Origin of the sequence: Acinetobacter sp. YH01005 (assembly GCF_013420465.1) — a bacterium.
In the GTDB taxonomy this organism is placed as follows: Bacteria; Pseudomonadota; Gammaproteobacteria; order Pseudomonadales; family Moraxellaceae; genus Acinetobacter; species Acinetobacter amyesii.
This window is the reverse complement of the sequence record NZ_VOYA01000015.1, coordinates 49,214-65,761: the sequence shown is the minus strand read 5'-3', so window position 1 is coordinate 65,761 and position 16,548 is coordinate 49,214. Positions and strand designations below refer to the sequence as shown.

19 protein-coding genes are annotated in these 16,548 nt (G+C 39.4%); 4 read left to right on the top strand and 15 right to left on the bottom strand.

Going from position 1 to position 16,548, the window contains the following annotated elements; genetic code table 11:
* Positions 1 to 110 precede the first annotated feature (110 nt).
* The 11 genes from FTT72_RS11575 to FTT72_RS11525 all read right to left on the bottom strand — a co-directional run bounded on the left by FTT72_RS11575 (position 111) and on the right by FTT72_RS11525 (position 8,964).
* Positions 111 to 656, bottom strand: a complete 546-nt coding sequence (locus FTT72_RS11575) for a hypothetical protein (RefSeq protein WP_180178410.1) — start codon at positions 654 to 656, stop codon at positions 111 to 113.
* A gap of 117 nt (positions 657 to 773) precedes the next feature.
* Positions 774 to 1,193 carry a F0F1 ATP synthase subunit epsilon gene (locus FTT72_RS11570; RefSeq protein ID WP_078191472.1) on the bottom strand — a complete coding sequence of 140 codons (420 nt, stop codon included), beginning with the start codon at positions 1,191 to 1,193 and terminating at the stop codon, positions 774 to 776.
* 26 nt (positions 1,194 to 1,219) lie between these two features.
* Positions 1,220 to 2,614: a F0F1 ATP synthase subunit beta gene (atpD, locus tag FTT72_RS11565; RefSeq protein ID WP_078191473.1), complete on the bottom strand. Its 1,395-nt coding sequence runs from the start codon at positions 2,612 to 2,614 to the stop codon at positions 1,220 to 1,222.
* Between the two features lie 29 nt (positions 2,615 to 2,643).
* Positions 2,644 to 3,513, bottom strand: a complete 870-nt coding sequence (gene atpG, locus FTT72_RS11560) for a F0F1 ATP synthase subunit gamma (RefSeq protein WP_078191474.1) — start codon at positions 3,511 to 3,513, stop codon at positions 2,644 to 2,646.
* 88 nt (positions 3,514 to 3,601) lie between these two features.
* Positions 3,602 to 5,146: a F0F1 ATP synthase subunit alpha gene (atpA, locus tag FTT72_RS11555; protein WP_078191475.1), complete on the bottom strand. Its 1,545-nt coding sequence runs from the start codon at positions 5,144 to 5,146 to the stop codon at positions 3,602 to 3,604.
* 42 nt (positions 5,147 to 5,188) lie between these two features.
* Entirely contained in the window at positions 5,189 to 5,725 is a 537-nt protein-coding gene (locus FTT72_RS11550; protein WP_078191476.1) for a F0F1 ATP synthase subunit delta, read from the bottom strand.
* A 12-nt stretch (positions 5,726 to 5,737) separates the two neighbouring features.
* Positions 5,738 to 6,208 (bottom strand): F0F1 ATP synthase subunit B, encoded by a 471-nt coding sequence (locus tag FTT72_RS11545; protein ID WP_078191477.1) that lies wholly within the window; start codon positions 6,206 to 6,208, stop codon positions 5,738 to 5,740.
* Positions 6,209 to 6,246: 38 nt separating this feature from the next.
* Positions 6,247 to 6,492, bottom strand: coding sequence for a F0F1 ATP synthase subunit C (gene atpE, locus FTT72_RS11540; protein ID WP_000424060.1), 246 nt, complete (start codon positions 6,490 to 6,492; stop codon positions 6,247 to 6,249).
* Positions 6,493 to 6,576: 84 nt separating this feature from the next.
* Positions 6,577 to 7,452, bottom strand: a complete 876-nt coding sequence (gene atpB, locus FTT72_RS11535; RefSeq protein ID WP_078191478.1) for a F0F1 ATP synthase subunit A — start codon at positions 7,450 to 7,452, stop codon at positions 6,577 to 6,579.
* A gap of 85 nt (positions 7,453 to 7,537) precedes the next feature.
* Positions 7,538 to 7,954: an ATP synthase subunit I gene (locus FTT72_RS11530; protein WP_180178409.1), complete on the bottom strand. Its 417-nt coding sequence runs from the start codon at positions 7,952 to 7,954 to the stop codon at positions 7,538 to 7,540.
* A gap of 170 nt (positions 7,955 to 8,124) precedes the next feature.
* Positions 8,125 to 8,964, bottom strand: a complete 840-nt coding sequence (locus tag FTT72_RS11525) for a metal ABC transporter solute-binding protein, Zn/Mn family (protein WP_180035138.1) — start codon at positions 8,962 to 8,964, stop codon at positions 8,125 to 8,127.
* 139 nt (positions 8,965 to 9,103) lie between these two features.
* On the opposite strand from FTT72_RS11525, the gene FTT72_RS11520 reads away from it, so the two are divergent.
* From FTT72_RS11520 to znuB, 3 genes are read left to right on the top strand one after another with little or no spacing between them, the layout of a single operon-like run.
* Positions 9,104 to 9,601: a transcriptional repressor gene (locus FTT72_RS11520; protein ID WP_078191481.1), complete on the top strand. Its 498-nt coding sequence runs from the start codon at positions 9,104 to 9,106 to the stop codon at positions 9,599 to 9,601.
* 2 nt (positions 9,602 to 9,603) lie between these two features.
* On the top strand, positions 9,604 to 10,365 hold the full coding sequence (gene znuC / locus FTT72_RS11515; protein ID WP_373683469.1) for a zinc ABC transporter ATP-binding protein ZnuC: 762 nt from the start codon (positions 9,604 to 9,606) through the stop codon (positions 10,363 to 10,365).
* Positions 10,366 to 10,368: 3 nt separating this feature from the next.
* Positions 10,369 to 11,169, top strand: coding sequence for a zinc ABC transporter permease subunit ZnuB (znuB, locus tag FTT72_RS11510; protein ID WP_078191483.1), 801 nt, complete (start codon positions 10,369 to 10,371; stop codon positions 11,167 to 11,169).
* Between the two features lie 106 nt (positions 11,170 to 11,275).
* Here the strand turns inward: znuB and FTT72_RS11505 are convergent, their stop codons facing one another.
* Positions 11,276 to 11,896 carry a LysE family transporter gene (locus tag FTT72_RS11505; RefSeq protein WP_180178408.1) on the bottom strand — a complete coding sequence of 207 codons (621 nt, stop codon included), beginning with the start codon at positions 11,894 to 11,896 and terminating at the stop codon, positions 11,276 to 11,278.
* A gap of 159 nt (positions 11,897 to 12,055) precedes the next feature.
* Between FTT72_RS11505 and FTT72_RS11500 the strand changes: the two genes are divergently transcribed.
* Entirely contained in the window at positions 12,056 to 12,976 is a 921-nt protein-coding gene (locus FTT72_RS11500) for a Dyp-type peroxidase (protein WP_180178407.1), read from the top strand.
* 42 nt (positions 12,977 to 13,018) lie between these two features.
* Here FTT72_RS11500 and FTT72_RS11495 read toward each other — a convergent pair whose 3' ends face one another.
* The 3 genes from FTT72_RS11495 to FTT72_RS11485 are packed head-to-tail and all read right to left on the bottom strand — an operon-like array spanning position 13,019 to position 16,543.
* Complete coding sequence (locus FTT72_RS11495) at positions 13,019 to 13,669, bottom strand: hypothetical protein (RefSeq protein WP_180005344.1); 651 nt, start codon at positions 13,667 to 13,669, stop codon at positions 13,019 to 13,021.
* On the bottom strand, positions 13,666 to 15,978 hold the full coding sequence (locus FTT72_RS11490; protein ID WP_180178406.1) for a hypothetical protein: 2,313 nt from the start codon (positions 15,976 to 15,978) through the stop codon (positions 13,666 to 13,668). The genes FTT72_RS11495 and FTT72_RS11490 overlap by 4 nt, the downstream gene beginning before the upstream one ends.
* The gene (locus tag FTT72_RS11485) at positions 15,962 to 16,543 is read right to left on the bottom strand and encodes a hypothetical protein (protein WP_180178405.1); all 582 of its coding nucleotides are present in this window, start codon (positions 16,541 to 16,543) and stop codon (positions 15,962 to 15,964) included. The genes FTT72_RS11490 and FTT72_RS11485 overlap by 17 nt, the downstream gene beginning before the upstream one ends.
* Between the last annotated feature and the right edge of the window lie 5 nt (positions 16,544 to 16,548).

Genomic DNA, 16,548 nt, shown 5'->3' with positions numbered 1-16,548 from the left:
AAATTTTGATAAGAGATTTGATGTGAATATTATGGAGAATAGAAATTTCTCAATTATTCATTACAAATAAATCACTTCAAATTCATCAAAGACAATCAAATGAAATTTACTTACCAGTTATGTTCTTTGAACTCAATATTTGGGCAATATTGTTGTATTATCTTTTCTACGTCATTATTAATTTGGTCTAAGGGCAAAATAATCCCTATACATATACCGAAGAAAACAATTAAATGAGTTTGCGTTTTCTCAATATTTGATACTAAACTCCATGAAAAAATTTGAGTGTAATACTCAGTACTTTCGATAAGATTTTTCTCTGTAATCTCAATTTCTTTATCCCCAATGAAAATTTTCGAATTTTCAGCCATATGATCGATATATCGTATCTTAAACATATTTTGAAAAAGAGAGTTTACTTTGGGCAATAATCCTAATAAAAGAGCGACTAAAACAATCAAGTAATTCAAAAGTGAAGAATCATTTTTGAAGAAAATAAAAATAAAGAGACCGACTATTAATAGTATAAAAAATTTAAACACTAATCTGAGAAACTTAACTTCGAATTTGTCATATATAACAGGATTAATAAGCTCTTCGTTTAGCACCTGAAATACATAAAAATCTTCATTGGTTAATTTAATATTGAGTTTCATTTTATTTTTTATATCAAGATTTATTTGCTAAATATTATATCCATCTCGATTTAAGTTGTATATTTGAACATAAAAAAACCACCCTTTCGGGTGGCTCTTTCAATCTCAAACTGCGTCTTATTGAGCGCGGTTTTTGATTTTGCGGATGGTTTCCAACTGAGCAGCAGTTTCTGCAAGAGCAGCCAATGCAGCAGCTGAGTCCAAGTCGCTCTTTTGATTTGCTAACAATTGTTCAGCTTGTTTACGAGCTTCAATAATTGCTGCTTCATCAAGGTTGTCAGCACGTACTGCAGTATCTGCAAGTACAGTAACAACGTGCGGTTGAACTTCTAGTACACCACCTGATACATAGATTAATTCTTCTGTACCATTTTCAAGCAGAACGCGGATTGCGCCCGGCTTGAGCAAAGTTACTAGTGGTGCATGGCCAGGCATAATACCCAACTCACCACCAGCACCTTTAGCAATTAGCATAGTTACAGTGCCAGAGTACAAAGACTCTTTAACACTTACAACGTCACATTGCATAGTTGACATGAGAATCTCCTAAATTAGGTAACTAATTAAAGTTTCTCAGCTTTAGCAATAACTTCGTCAATACCACCAACCATGTAGAACGCTTGTTCTGGAATGTGGTCGTATTCACCAGCTAGAAGACCTTTAAAGCCACGAATTGTTTCTTTAAGCGGTACAAGTTTACCAGGAGCACCAGTAAACACTTCAGCTACGTGGAACGGTTGAGAGAAGAAACGTTGGATCTTACGTGCACGGTATACAGTAAGTTTGTCTTCTTCTGCCAATTCGTCCATACCAAGAATTGCGATAATGTCTTTCAATTCTTTGTAACGTTGAAGAACGTTTTGAACTGAACGAGCGATTTCGTAATGCTCAGTACCCACCACAAGTGGATCTAACTGACGTGAAGTAGAGTCAAGTGGATCAATCGCTGGGTAAATACCAGAAGATGCGATGTCACGGCTCAATACAACAGTCGCGTCCAAGTGAGCGAAGGTAGTAGCAGGCGATGGATCTGTTAAGTCATCGGCAGGTACGTATACCGCTTGGATTGACGTAATAGAACCAGACTTAGTAGACGTAATACGTTCTTGAAGAACACCCATCTCTTCTGCAAGAGTCGGTTGGTAACCTACTGCAGATGGCATACGACCTAGAAGTGCTGATACTTCAGTACCCGCTAGTGTATAACGATAGATGTTGTCGACGAACAATAGAACGTCACGGCCTTTACCGTTTTCGTCTTTTTCGTCACGGAAGTACTCAGCCATAGTCAAACCAGTCAACGCTACGCGTAAACGGTTACCTGGTGGCTCGTTCATCTGACCGTAGACCATTGCTACTTTGTCTAGAACGTTAGAGTCTTTCATTTCGTGATAGAAGTCGTTACCTTCACGAGTACGTTCACCAACACCAGCAAACACAGATAAACCTGAGTGAGCTTTTGCGATGTTGTTGATCAACTCCATCATGTTTACAGTTTTACCAACACCGGCACCACCGAACAGACCAACTTTACCACCTTTGGCGAACGGGCAAAGTAAGTCAATGACTTTAATACCAGTTTCTAAAAGGTCAGTAGAAGCCGCTTGTTCTGCATAAGAAGGCGCTTGACGGTGAATTGGTAAACGAGCTTCAGTACCAACAGGACCAGCTTCGTCGATAGGGCGACCAAGAACGTCCATGATACGACCTAAACATGCAGTACCTACAGGTACAGAGATAGGCGCGCCAGTGTTAGTTACAGTAAGACCACGCTTAAGGCCTTCAGTAGAACCCATTGCAATAGTACGAACTACGCCATCACCAAGTTGCTGCTGAACTTCTAATGTAGTTTCAGTACCATCAACATGGAGAGCGTCATAGATCTTAGGAACGCTGTTACGTTCAAACTCGACGTCGATAACCGCGCCGATGATCTGAATGATACGACCGCTACTCATTGCTGTCTCCTCAATTCAAACTAATAATGTTAAACGGCAGCGGCACCACCAACGATCTCAGAGATTTCCTGAGTAATCGCGGCTTGACGCAGCTTGTTATAAATAAGTTGTAGGCTCTTGATCAATTCACCCGCGTTATCAGTTGCAGCTTTCATTGCAACCATACGAGCAGACTGTTCACATGCGATGTTTTCAATCACACCTTGATAAACCATAGACTCAATGTAACGAACCAATAAACCATTTAGAAGCTCTTCAGCTTCTGGTTCATAGATATAGTCCCAACCGTATTGACGATTTAGGCCTTCGCTTTCCTCAGCAGCTGCTAAAGGAACAAGCTGTTCGATTTTTTGGTTTTGAGTCATGGCGTTGACAAAGCCGTTTGACACTAGATAAATACGATCTAACTCGCCTTTATCAAACGCGTCTAACATCACCTGTACAGAACCAGTTAACTGTTCAAGACTCGGAGCATCACCTACGTTTGTAGTTGCACCAAGAACTTTACCGCCGTAGTTTTTAAAAAACGAAACCGCTTTTTGACCAATTAAAGCAAATTGAACTTCAATTGACTGCTCTTGTTGCTGTTGTACGTGTTTTACCACTTTTTTGAACAAGTTAATGTTCAAACCACCAGCAAGGCCACGATCTGAAGAAACAATGATATAGCCAACGCGCTTTACAGGACGTTCAACCATATAACGGTGTTTGTATTCAGGGTTCGCTTGTACCAAATGAGCAATTACACGGTGCATATTTTCGGCATACGGACGGCCTTGAGCCATGCGCTCTTGCGCACGACGCATCTTAGAAGCTGCTACCATCTGCATCGCGCGAGTAATTTTCTGCGTGCTTTTGATACTAGCTACTTTGGCGCGAATTTCTTTTAAATTTGCCATACGCTTAACCTAGTATTCGAAAGCCCTTTCGAGCTTCCGAAGGTTGATCCGTGAACCAAACCAAAACCAGATTCAACACAGTTGAATCTTAGTAAGTTTGAGTCGCTTTAAAGCTTTCAATACCTGCTTTGATTGCTGCTTCGATTTCTTTATCGTAAGCACCAGTCTCGTCAATTTTTTGCATTAACGCAGCATTTTCTGAACGGAAGTAAGAGATCAACGCAGCATCAAATGCAACGATTTTCTTCACTTCTACGTCAGCCATGTAGCCTTCGTTAGATGCATAAATTGAAACAGCTTGGTCAGCAATTGAGTATGGAGCATATTGTTTTTGCTTCATAAGCTCAGTTACACGTTGACCATGTTCAAGCTGTTTACGAGTTGCTTCGTCAAGGTCAGAAGCGAACTGAGCAAACGCAGCTAATTCACGGTATTGCGCAAGAGCGGTACGGATACCACCTGACAATTTTTTGATGATCTTAGTTTGAGCAGAACCACCAACACGTGATACAGAGATACCCGCGTTCACAGCAGGACGAATACCTGCGTTGAATAATGATGTTTCTAAGAAGATCTGACCGTCAGTAATCGAAATTACGTTTGTAGGTACGAATGCAGATACGTCACCGGCTTGAGTTTCAATAATCGGTAATGCAGTTAATGAACCAGTTTGGCCTTTAACTTCACCGTTAGTGAATTTCTCAACGTAGTCAGCAGATACACGTGAAGCACGTTCAAGTAAACGTGAGTGTAGATAGAATACGTCACCAGGATATGCTTCACGACCTGGTGGACGACGTAGAAGCAATGAAATTTGACGGTAAGCAACAGCTTGTTTAGACAAGTCATCATAAATGATAAGCGCGTCTTCACCGCGGTCACGGAAGTACTCACCCATTGTACAACCAGCATACGGAGCAAGATACTGCATCGCTGCAGGATCAGCTGCAGCAGCTGCTACAACAGTTGTGTACGCCATAGCACCAGTTTCTTCTAGCTTGCGCACAACGTTAGCGATAGTCGATTGTTTTTGACCAATTGCTACGTATACACATTTAATGCCAGAATTTTTCTGAGCGATGATCGCATCGATCGCCATAGCTGTTTTACCAGTTTGACGGTCACCGATGATCAACTCACGTTGACCACGACCAACAGGGATCATTGTATCTACTGATTTATAACCAGTTTGTACAGGTTGATCCACTGATTGACGCCAAATTACGCCTGGTGCTACTTTTTCAACAGCATCAGTAAGTTTTGCGTCAATAGGGCCTTTACCATCAATTGGGTTACCAAGAGCATCTACTACACGGCCTAAAAGTTCTGGACCAACCGGAACTTCTAATACACGACCTGTGCAACGAGCTTTTTGACCTTCTTGAAGGCTTAAGTAGTTACCTAAGACAACGGCACCCACTGAATCCTGTTCTAGGTTCAGTGCCATACCAAATAAGCCGCCGTCGAATTCGATCATTTCACCGTACATTGCATCAGCAAGGCCGTGAATGCGCACAATACCGTCGGAAACCATAACAATGGTCCCTTCGTTCTTAGCGGTCGCGCTGGTGTCCAGATCGCCGATACGCTGTTTAATGAGCGCACTGATCTCGGATGGATTCAGTTGTTGCATTGCGCTATACCTCAATCTTTTTAAAGTTCAGTCTTCGAGCTGTTAAGCAAGAAGACGAGTCCGCATTTTTTCAAGCTTGTTAAGCGCAGAATCATCTATCACTTGGTCGCCTGCACGAATAACTACACCCGCAATTAACGCTGGGTTAACTTCTACAGAAACATTTACGGCAGCTTCGAATTTTTTCTCTAATGCATGCGCAAGTAATTGTTCTTGTACAGAAGTCAATGGGAATGCAGATTCAATCACTACATCCACAGTATTGTTATTCTGTGATTTGAGCTGTTCGTATTCTTCTGAAATTTCAGGAAGAAGTGCCAGACGGTCATTATCGGCAAGCAATGTCAAAAAGTTTGACACTGCTGCAGTCTGGTCTTCACCTAAAACTTTTGCGAAAACACTTACCTGCTCAGCAGGAGTAAGCTCAGGGCGATTTAGATAAGCTGAAAATGCTTCGTCTTGCACCGCAGCACTGAGCAAGTTCAATGCATTTGACCAAGCGTCAGTTGCATTTTGCTCAGAAGCGTAAGCAAATGCTGCTTTAGCGTATGGGCGTGCCAACGTCAAGAGTTCAGCCATAATCCGCCTCTCTTAAAGTTTAGCAGCCAGCTGAGTCAGCATGGCATTGTGAGCTTCTGCGTCAACTTGCTGGTTCAGAATTTTTTCTGCGCCAGTAACTGCAAGAGCAGCAACTTGTTGACGTAATTCTTCGCGAGCAGCATTGATTTCAGTATCAACAGCTTCTTTAGCTTGTTGACGAATACGCTCACCTTCAGCCGCAGCTTGAGTACGCGCTTCTTCTACCAATTGCGCACCACGACGGTTCGCTTGTTCGATCAATTGAGCCGCTTGTGCTTTAGCCGCGTCTAATTCAGCTTTCACTTGTGCTTGCGCATCCGCAAGGTCAGCTTTTGCTTTTTCAGCAGCGTTTAAGCCATCAGCGATTTTACGCTGACGCTCACTAATCGCATTGATTAGTGGTGGCCATACAAACTTCATGCAGAATGCGACAAAAATCGCAAATGCAATCGCTTGGCCAATCAATGTGAGGTTGATATTCATTGCTATTCCTCAATAGTTTAATTTAGGAATTAAGCTGATTAACCTACAAATGGATTAGCGAAGATGAAGAACAAGCCAATACCAACACCGATCATAGGCACAGCATCAAGAAGACCTGCGATTAAGAACATACGAGTTTGAAGTTGTGGAGCCAATTCTGGTTGACGAGCAACAGCTTCTAAGAAACGGCCGCCTAGAAGACCAAAACCAATCGCAGTACCTAAAGCACCAAAAGCGATCAAGATAGCAGATGCAATTGCAACTAGACCTAAAGTGAGTTCCATGATAATTCCTCAGAGGTTAGGTTTATACCAAATTAAGTTAAAAAATTGTGTGCCCAACCACCCTTTGACAGTTGAGCAATACCATTAATGCTTTTCGCTAGCCATACTCATATATACGATAGTCAACATCATGAAAATGAATGCTTGTAACGTAATAACAAGAATATGGAAGATCGCCCAAGGCACAGACAACGCCCACTGGATCCAGAACGGTAGTAATGCGATCAAGATGAAGATCAACTCACCCGCATACATGTTACCGAACAGTCGAAGAGCCAATGAGATTGGACGTGCAATAAAAGTTACTAATTCAAGAATAATGTTTACTGGAATAAGTAATGCTTTTAAAACTGGGTTACTTGGGTTAAATGGGTTAAGTGCAAATTCTGCACCGAATCCGACAAGACCTTTCTCACGGATACTATAGAAAATAGTTAACGCAAATACTGATAATGCCATACCCAAGGTAATGTTAGGATCAGTAGATGGAACGATTTTGAAGTAAACGTGGTGAGGATCCATACCAAACACGTTAGCACCGATCAATTGAGCTGTATAAGGAATCCAGTCAACAGGGATCAAGTCCATCAAGTTCATGAGGAAAATCCACACGAAGATGGTCAACGCTAACGGCGCGATTAAGCGCGATTTGCCATGGAAAGTGTCACGGACACTTGAGTCAACGAACTCGATAATCATTTCGATTGCAGACTGGAACTTGGTCGGAACACCAGAGTTTGCAGCTTTCGCTACAACCCAGAACAACAAACAGAAAACTATACCAAGGCCAATAGACCAACCCATTGAATCCAAGTGAATAGCAGTGAACCCCATCTCTTGAGCTTCTTTAGCAGTCTCAGCTAACTTCCAAGTACCATCTGGCATTTTGCCATAGGTCAAGTTAGTCAAGTGATGCTGAATGTACTCGGTCGAAGTAAGGGCATGTTCTTCAGCAGCCATAAATCACACCTGGTCAATGTCAAAACTAATAGAGAAAACGAATATCGCGTGCTGCCTGATATCTCGTTACTCTCCAAAAAACTTTTCAATTTTTTGTTGTGTTTATACTCGTTTTTTTTAAGCGTGTTGCCCAAAAAGGAGCGACCCACGACATACTTTGTACGAGCATAAAACCACAAAACAATGCCACCGCTGACAACGGTTTGACATTGATCAAAATCAAAATGAATCCAACAATCACGATTGCAAACTTGCCCATTAAGCCACGATACATGTTTGACAGCACCTGTTTAGAGGCACGGGCACCAGCCGCACGAAACGACTGCCATGAAAAGTAGCTACTTGCTAGCCAACATACCAACGCACCCAAAGCTGCACTATATGCTGTGATTGTGTCTTTAAGGACCCAACCAATCAGGGCTGAAACAGGAATCATTACTGCTTGTAAGATGACTAAAGCTTTCGCTAATCGTCGATCAATCATGCGACTAGTTCGACTCATTTTTGTTCACTCACAGCAATTCTGCTTGACAAGTTTAACTGATGATTATTTTTAATCGCAGGCATTATAGAGTTACACCCCTTAACTTGCAATCTTTTCCCGACCTTAGTCGTGTTTTTTTAAATTGGCAAACTGCTTTCAAACTAATCAATAGTTGTTTATTTTTTACTTTACTTTCGTGCATTTAGTGTGCATTTCAGTGTTTCATCAGCCAACATCTTCCATGCTGTTACAAAATCCCCTGCCCCACTCATCGTTTCGTCAACCGGTTGAAAGACGATGCCACCGAGCTTTTGATACTGATTTTGACTGGCATGTGCTTCTGCAAGTAAGCATACTTTTGGCTGCGCGCGATGGTCTTTCAGGTACTTGATTTGTGCCAATGTCGGTGCGACATGTGGATCATCTGTCAACGCACCGGTAAATTTCAAATTCAGTGAGCGCTCAAGATATTGATAGGCATCGTGGTAAGACCAGTAAGGTTGAGCACGGCTCGACACATCGGTTTTTTGTGCAGTAACCAAGAGTTTCTGCGCAAATGCACGTGCATTGGCCCAATATTTTTCACGATGTTCTGGAAACTGTTGTGAACGTAACGCGGCTATAAAAAAGCCGATTCGAACTGCATTGTTTGGTTCAAGCCAGACATGCGTATCGATTGTGCCTTTTAATGCATTGCCACGGACATCACGTAATGGCAAAGCACTGATAATACCTGAGTCTAAAATAGCGATACTTTTGCCACTTTCACCCAACATTTTTGCCAATGGTGCTTCGTGCGCGTGACCTAACCATAAAACGAGATTGGCATCTTGCACGGTTTTACGGTGTGCAGGCGTCAAGCTCACATCATGTCCAGATTGATGGTCAAGCAGTAATTTCGGTTGCTCTACACCCTTGAGTACATCCTTTGCGATTAGATAAATCGGTTGTGTAGAAACAACGAGACCTTGCGCCCAGCTCATCACACTGAATAAAGCCAAACTACAAAAAAGAATTACACGGGACATGGGGAGAGAGCACCATAAAATGAATAGTGTTATAATATAACAAAATCGTAAAAAAACCTACGTCTGTTCGTAAGTCCTTACGCTTCATGTTAAGATTTAAAGTCTTTTTCTTTATACAGTTTCGTACTCGAGGTTGGCTATGAGCGCATGTTCACACGAACATCATAATGCTTTGCATGGTGTACACGATCATCATAATGTCGAACAGCGCCTTGCTGAAGCTGAGAGTCTCTGTAGCGCGACGGGTGCTCGACTTACGCCCTTGCGTAAAGAAGTATTGGAACTGATCTTGAACGCAACGGGACCAATGGGTGCTTATGACCTTTTGGCTAAAATCAAAAGTGAGTCTGACCGACCTGCAGCGCCACCGACGGTATACCGTACGCTGGATTTTCTGCTTGAAAAAGGTTTGATTCACCGTCTAACGTCGATTAATGCTTACATCCCGTGTTGTCATCCGCGCGAAGGACATCAAGCCGCATTCCTGATTTGCACCGATTGTAAAATAGTCAAAGAAGCATCTGCTCAAGGCTTGATGGCGCAACTCGATGAATTGTCTGCATCCGATGGCTTTACTGCACATCACAGTATTATTGAAATTTCAGGGATCTGTCAGCAGTGCCGCAGCAAACACTAAATATGAAGCCCATTGTGGCTTTAGAGCATGTTCATGTCCGAATCGATGAACGTGACATTTTAAAAAATGTAGATTTCGCCTTACACGAAAAAGAAATTGTCACCTTGATTGGTCCTAACGGTGCAGGCAAATCCACGCTCATCAAAGTGTTATTGGGTATTGTAAAACCTGTATCTGGTAAAGTGATCAGCATACAAAAATTAAAATTCTCATATGTGCCACAAAAATTTAATCCATCACACAGCTTACCGCTACGTGTGTGTGATTTATTGGCATTAGAAAAATGTGATGCCAGCATTAAGCAAGAAATTATTCGTGATACAGGCATTGCCAAGTTACAACAATCTAAAGTTCAGCAACTATCGGGCGGCGAACGTCAACGTGTATTGATTGCACGGGCATTATTGCGTCAACCGAATGTATTGGTTCTGGATGAACCTATGCAAGGTCTGGATATCCAGTCTGAAGCGGAACTGTATGACTACGTGCGTAGCTTGCCAGAAAAATATGGCTGTGCAGTTTTGATGGTTTCTCATGATTTACAATGGGTCATGCAAGGCACGCACCGTGTGGTTTGCCTGAACAAGCATATTTGTTGTAGTGGCTTGCCTGAAAATGTCCAGCAACATCCTGAATATCAAGCGATCTTTGGAACAAATCGTGTGTTCTATCAACACCATCATGATCACTGTGCACATGGCGATAGTGCAACGCCTTGCCAGCATGACTCTCGTCCTCATATTCACCCTGAACCGGAAGCATAATCCATGATGGAATGGCTACAACTCCTTTTGCCAGCATGGATCATGGGCACTTTGCTGGTGTTCCTGACTGCACCGCTTGGCTGTTTAATGTTATGGCGTCGCATGTCATTTTTTGCGGACACCATGGCACATGGCACTTTACTCGGTGTCGCCATTGCCGGTGCGATGAGTCTACCGCTTTGGACAGGCGTTACATTGATTGCGCTCTTATTGGTTGCAATCTTATGGGTGTTACACGATCCACGCTTGCCCAATGACGCCTTGCTCGCGCTTTGTTCGGCTACACTCCTGTGCTCAGGCTTACTCTTCATACAACATTTGCCAAGCTTAAGACCTGAATTACTCAGCTATTTATTTGGTGATTTACTCACCATTTCTTGGTCAGATTTGCCTGTCTTTGCAGTGGTGATCATTGTGGCACTGACCGTGCTGTATAAAAGTTGGCAATCTCAGATTCAGATTGCCATTGACCCCGATATTGCGGTCAGTGAAGGTGTCAGCGCTAAATGGCAACGTCTGATTTTTATGTTATTACTGGCATTATTTACTGTATTGGCTTTACGTGCTGTCGGATCATTGCTGATGGGTGCATTGTTAGTGATTCCTGCATTAACCGCTCGTTTATTGGCAAATTCCCCGAAGCAAATGGTACTGTGGTCTTTCATCATTGCCCAAGTCGGTGTAACTGTAGGTTTATGGTCAAGTGCTGGTTTAAACACCTCTACAGGACTGACCATTGTATTAACCATGGCGCTGCTCTTTGCCCTAATTTTTATTATGCAAAAATTTAAGAAAGTGGCTTAAGTAGCAACGTTCATTGTTCAATTCGCGACATATCAAAAAAAAAGCCATGCAGTTGCATGGCTTTTTTTGCACGTCAAATACGATACTCAGAATCATCTAACTGGATTTATTGATGCACCAAACTCAATAAACTCGCCGCACAAGCAAATAATACCGCAAAAGCTCGATTCAAATATTTTTGTTGTTTGGGTGATTTTAATAACCGCAGCACTTTTGCAGCGAGACCGGTATACCCCGCCATGACAATCAGATCGATGCTAATCATCGTTGCAGCCATGATGACATATTGAATCCATTGGGGTTTAGATAAATCTAAAAACTGCGGCAAAACTGCCAACAAAAATACAATCGCTTTAGGGTTGCTCATATTGACCAAAAAGCCATGTAAAACTAATTTTGACGGTGATTTATTGGGCAAATCTTGTTGAATTTCAATAGACTCTATTGGCGCTGTCCACTGTAAATAAGCCAAATATAATAAATAGCCCACACCAAACCATTTCACGATCAGAAAAGCCCATGGTGTCGTCGCAAATAAGACCCCTGCCCCAGCTGCAACAATGGCGATCTGAACCAAAAGTGCCAATTGCAGGCCGATTGCATTCCAATACCCATGCTTAAACCCATAATTCAAACCACTCGACATAGACGCAATTGCACCTGCACCTGGGGAAACACTAATTACCCAACATGCCAACATGTATGCAATCCAGATTTGATAGGACATCATTAGCTCAAGTTTGAAATGGGTCTGTATTATATGACATTTACTCTATTTTCATGACAATAATGCACGCTAAAAGGCCAAATGAAGGCTACACTCTCAGCGCTGCTTAAGGCACAATACACACAGCCACTCAGAAATTATAATTTTTAGGAGCCATGAATGTCTGCTCAATCTGTAATTTTGCCATTACCCTCAGATCATGCTCGTTTTATTGTTTTACGTTTAAAAGATTTAACGATTAGCGAATTAAAAGAACAACTTGAAGACTTACTTAATACTCGTGATCGTCTGATTACCCAACATCCAAATGCACAGATTAAAACGGCTGTGGCTTTTGGACCAGAACTTTGGGCACAACTTTACAGTCAATCTCCGGCAGGCTTTAAGCAACTTGATCCAATTCAAGGTTCATTTAACATGCCTGTGGCCCCAGCGGATGTGCTGATTCACATTGCAGCACAGCGTACAGATATTTGCTTTGCTTTAAGCCAAGCTTTCTTTGATGGCATTCAAGATAAAGTGGAGGTTTTAGATGAGCGTGTTTGCTTCCGCAATTTCGATGGCCGTGACTTAACTGGCTTTATTGATGGTACTGAAAACCCTCAATTTCCAGATGACCGCGCTGAAACAGCTTTACTTTCTGAAGAAGCAGGCATTTTTGCAGATGGTTCTTTTGTGTTTGCGCAGCGTTATGCACACAACTTAGATAAATGGAAAAAGTTAAAGGTAGATGCTCAAGAACATGTCATTGGGCGCACCAAACTTGAATCGATTGAGTTAGATGAAAACGAACAACCTGAAAACTCACATGTATCACGTACCGTTGTTGAAGATGATGAAGGTGAAGAACTCGCAATTTTGCGTCATTCATTGCCTTATGGCGATGGCCGCGGTGACCAAGGTTTGTTCTTTATTGCCTATACCAAAGATCTCAGCATTATCGACAGCATGCTGGTTCGCATGTTCGGTACGAGCGGTGACGGCATTCATGACCGCTTACTTCACTTTGTTACGCCAATGGACGGAGCGTATTACTTTGCACCGAGTGAAGAGTTGCTGGAAGAAGTTTTGGAAGGTTAAATAAATAAAGCCGACGAGAGTCGGCTTTTTATTCTTAGAAAATCAAATTATTTTAAAATAAATTTTCTCTCCCTCAGAACACACTCTATAAAAAATTCCGGAAAAATTGTTTTTTGGATCTAAATCACTCATATAAGAATTACAATCCAATAAGTAAGTATTGTCTTTTTGTTTTTCCAAAATAATTTTTTGCGGTTGCTTAAATGAATATTCATCATAATATTCATTAAGGTAATAAATACTTTCTTTTGATTTAGATGATTCAACATCTTTAAAAGAATCACCTCCTCCTATTGGGTTCATCTTTCCATAGGATTGAAATATTTTATCGACATTAAAAATCAGATTTTCATTATTGTTTAACCGAGTTAACTTGGCCCATCCCATCTCAATATTTTCTATCATAAAAATTTTGTAAAAAATTTCGTAATTTTCACCATTTTTTTTGATAAAAAACTCATCGTTATTTGGTTTGTAAGCATTTAGAAAATAACTTTCATCTAGCACACTAGGCTTAAGAATTCTGCAATTCCGTTTGACATTGCATTGTTTAAACGCATAATAAAAATCAACTCTTTCATATATTTTCTCATTTTTATTACTAACTGCATTTAAATCAATATTTTGTTCGCGATCCGATGAATTACATCCTACTAACAAACTACAAGCTATTATTATATGATAAAAATTCATTGCATAATCTCAATATGCATAGCGCCCTCACCTTTTGCATCACCTGGAATAAATCCAGAAATTTTTCCTTCAGACTTAGCTTTAATACAGACATTTTTAAATTTTTGCCCTAAATTACTTAAGTTTGTATTCGAACCAAATCCATTACTATTTAATCCAATGTCTACTACATTCATCTTTTCATACTGAGTTTGAGATACACAATGCAGCGAAACTCTTAGTCCTTTACCTTGAAACTCAATAATTTTTTCAACCATTTTTTTTATGGTAGCATCTTTAGATAAGCCTTTTTTCTTACAATCATCACGTACTCTTTTTACTGCCTCACCAGGTGCACTGTAACTAATAGTTGTGTTGTACATTGCTCTTGCTTGTGATTCTGGAGTTCTTATAGTACTTGTGATCAGAATTTCTTTCATTCCCGCTTCCTTCGCAAGATACGCTAGTACATTTTTTGTTTTTTGACTAACAATATCTTTCCTCCACTGTTCAGCTACACCATTAAATCCAACATTAACTCCTTGTACTGCCAATGGTATTGAAGGTTTATCTATTTTTAAATCTATATCTTTCATTCCATTTCTGATTACATCATTAAAATGGACTATCTCCTTTTCAGATTCAAGTGTGATAACTTTTATATTCTGACCAACATTAGCTTTATGTATTTTTTTTCCTAATCCATGAGTACCACTTGAATGATTTCTTTTGTTACCTCTATATTCTATTAAATAATTACCACCACTAAATAGCTGATCAGTTTTTTTATCATATGTAAGAACACTGAACTCTGCTTCTTCATTATTGTCATTAACTGTAGTTTTTGGGTGTCCATCTTGACTTGTTGCTTGTGTTTGATCTCTTTTGGGAGTTTCATCTCGAGTTTGTTGCTCTTGGCTAGTATTTTTGGTTTTTGATGATTTTTTTTCAGCATTTATCGAATCTAAATCTTTACTTGCTTGTTCCAACACCTGAGAGTCAACATCTATGAATCTAATAGTTTTATTTTTATCGACTTTTATTGTTAATAAATTTTGACCATTTCTTAATTTATAATTTAAATCAAAACCTGGCATAGCATTTACAATTATCTTACCTTCATCATTAGTTTTTTTAGGGTATTCTTTACCTCTGTACCATTGTACTAAATTTAAATTTTTTATAGATTTTCCACTTTTTTTATGCCTAAAAATTATTTCAAATTTATGTAACTTAATTTGTATATCATATATTTTTTTATCATTTAATACAGTGAAAATTCCAACTTCTTGTTTGGAATCTCTTCCACTAACTAAAACTGCGATTTTTTCTCCACTTTCTGCCTGAATACCTTTTTCAACACCATCATTTTCAGTTGAGTGTTTTTTCTCTTTTCCCTTATATTTTAAAAAATAAGAAATTCTTGAAATCGGTTTTCCATCACTATCTAAAACTCTAAGATCAAATTTTACATCTAATTTATTAGAATTATTTTCTTGATTATTACTATTTTCAGTATTTTCTCTTCCGTCTTTATTATTTTGTGGTAGCTCCTGGTTATGTTTATCTGTTCGTGTTTTTATACCACCCATTCCATTATCTACAACAATTATGACATGATGGTTTTTTCCATCAGCAATCAACATTAATTCTTTATTATTTTCATCTTTCACAGATGAGCCATCAACAGAAAATCTTGCTCCCCATCCACCCTTTACTAAAATAGATCTAATAAAGCCCTCTTCATCTATTAACAAATTACTCATTGTTGGAATATATTTTGTCTTCTTATAACTTACATTGACTCTTGATCCCATTAATTTTTTAGCAGATTGATCGATGAATTTAATAAAAAATCGTGAAGTTCCTTTATACCTTATCCAGCACATATCATCATTTTCAGTACCATTTATTTTCACTTCTTCTGTTAATTCGTTGACAAAATTTGGTGGATATTTATAATTTTTTGGGTCCTTATTATTCAAAAATTTTTGAGCTTTTGGGCTATAATATAATACCACTCCATTTGTGAAATCTTCTTCTTCCCTCATGTAAATAGGGTACACAGCATCTATAATATCTTGAGTATCCTTTGAAACCTTATTAGAATTCATTTCAGCTTTAACCTTTTTTACAGCAGCCGTTTGTTCAGTTAAAGCATCAAAATCATCATATAAATATTGTATAATGCTTGGATGACCTACCCACTCACCAAACCCTAATCGATTCATAATACAATGTGCAACTGCTTTTTTTGAAGTAATGCTACAAACACCTGCTTCTCCAGAGATTGTTGCAACAAATGCTATAAATTCATCTGAATACTTCATTATTTTCTCCGCATGGTTTTATTATTATTTTTTTAATTAATAAACTTGAATAATCATCTGCCAACAATATTAAATTACCATTTTCTAAAAATTTACTTTTCTTTTTAAAATAATTATAATAATCAAATCTTTGATTTAACCCCAAGTATTCCTTATCATTTAAATCAGCAATAATTTTTTTCCTACCAGTGAAAATTATCCTTGCATATATTTTCTTCTTAACACTATCACTTTCTATCAAACAATGATTATTTTCATTAAAAGCAATAAATTCATTAGTAGAATCTTCACTAGTTTCTCCATAAAAAAAGTTTACTTGGCATGGAGATCCACACGAAACTCTAACCCTAAATATATCACTATTAATCTTTGTGATAATTGGAGACTTAACATCTTCTAGCAATAATTTATTGTCCCCATCAACTACTCTGTAAATATTGCAACTTGATTCATATTCGTCTGTGCATTTTGAAACTATTTCAAAATCAGGCCCTTTGGCGTATATTATATTGTTGATAGAAAAGAAATTTATCAAAAACAATCCAATTAAAATATATTTATTCAAGATAA

Bases quoted from the DNA above. Each gene is read 5' to 3' on its own strand.
- FTT72_RS11575 (WP_180178410.1), bottom strand. From the start codon at position 656: ATGAAACTCAATATTAAATTAACCAATGAAGATTTTTATGTATTTCAG.
- FTT72_RS11570 (WP_078191472.1), bottom strand. From the start codon at position 1,193: ATGTCAACTATGCAATGTGACGTTGTAAGTGTTAAAGAGTCTTTGTAC.
- atpD (WP_078191473.1), bottom strand. From the start codon at position 2,614: ATGAGTAGCGGTCGTATCATTCAGATCATCGGCGCGGTTATCGACGTC.
- atpG (WP_078191474.1), bottom strand. From the start codon at position 3,513: ATGGCAAATTTAAAAGAAATTCGCGCCAAAGTAGCTAGTATCAAAAGC.
- atpA (WP_078191475.1), bottom strand. From the start codon at position 5,146: ATGCAACAACTGAATCCATCCGAGATCAGTGCGCTCATTAAACAGCGT.
- FTT72_RS11550 (WP_078191476.1), bottom strand. From the start codon at position 5,725: ATGGCTGAACTCTTGACGTTGGCACGCCCATACGCTAAAGCAGCATTT.
- FTT72_RS11545 (WP_078191477.1), bottom strand. From the start codon at position 6,208: ATGAATATCAACCTCACATTGATTGGCCAAGCGATTGCATTTGCGATT.
- atpE (WP_000424060.1), bottom strand. From the start codon at position 6,492: ATGGAACTCACTTTAGGTCTAGTTGCAATTGCATCTGCTATCTTGATC.
- atpB (WP_078191478.1), bottom strand. From the start codon at position 7,452: ATGGCTGCTGAAGAACATGCCCTTACTTCGACCGAGTACATTCAGCAT.
- FTT72_RS11530 (WP_180178409.1), bottom strand. From the start codon at position 7,954: ATGAGTCGAACTAGTCGCATGATTGATCGACGATTAGCGAAAGCTTTA.
- FTT72_RS11525 (WP_180035138.1), bottom strand. From the start codon at position 8,964: ATGTCCCGTGTAATTCTTTTTTGTAGTTTGGCTTTATTCAGTGTGATG.
- FTT72_RS11520 (WP_078191481.1), top strand. From the start codon at position 9,104: ATGAGCGCATGTTCACACGAACATCATAATGCTTTGCATGGTGTACAC.
- znuC (WP_373683469.1), top strand. From the start codon at position 9,604: ATGAAGCCCATTGTGGCTTTAGAGCATGTTCATGTCCGAATCGATGAA.
- znuB (WP_078191483.1), top strand. From the start codon at position 10,369: ATGATGGAATGGCTACAACTCCTTTTGCCAGCATGGATCATGGGCACT.
- FTT72_RS11505 (WP_180178408.1), bottom strand. From the start codon at position 11,896: ATGTCCTATCAAATCTGGATTGCATACATGTTGGCATGTTGGGTAATT.
- FTT72_RS11500 (WP_180178407.1), top strand. From the start codon at position 12,056: ATGTCTGCTCAATCTGTAATTTTGCCATTACCCTCAGATCATGCTCGT.
- FTT72_RS11495 (WP_180005344.1), bottom strand. From the start codon at position 13,669: ATGAATTTTTATCATATAATAATAGCTTGTAGTTTGTTAGTAGGATGT.
- FTT72_RS11490 (WP_180178406.1), bottom strand. From the start codon at position 15,978: ATGAAGTATTCAGATGAATTTATAGCATTTGTTGCAACAATCTCTGGA.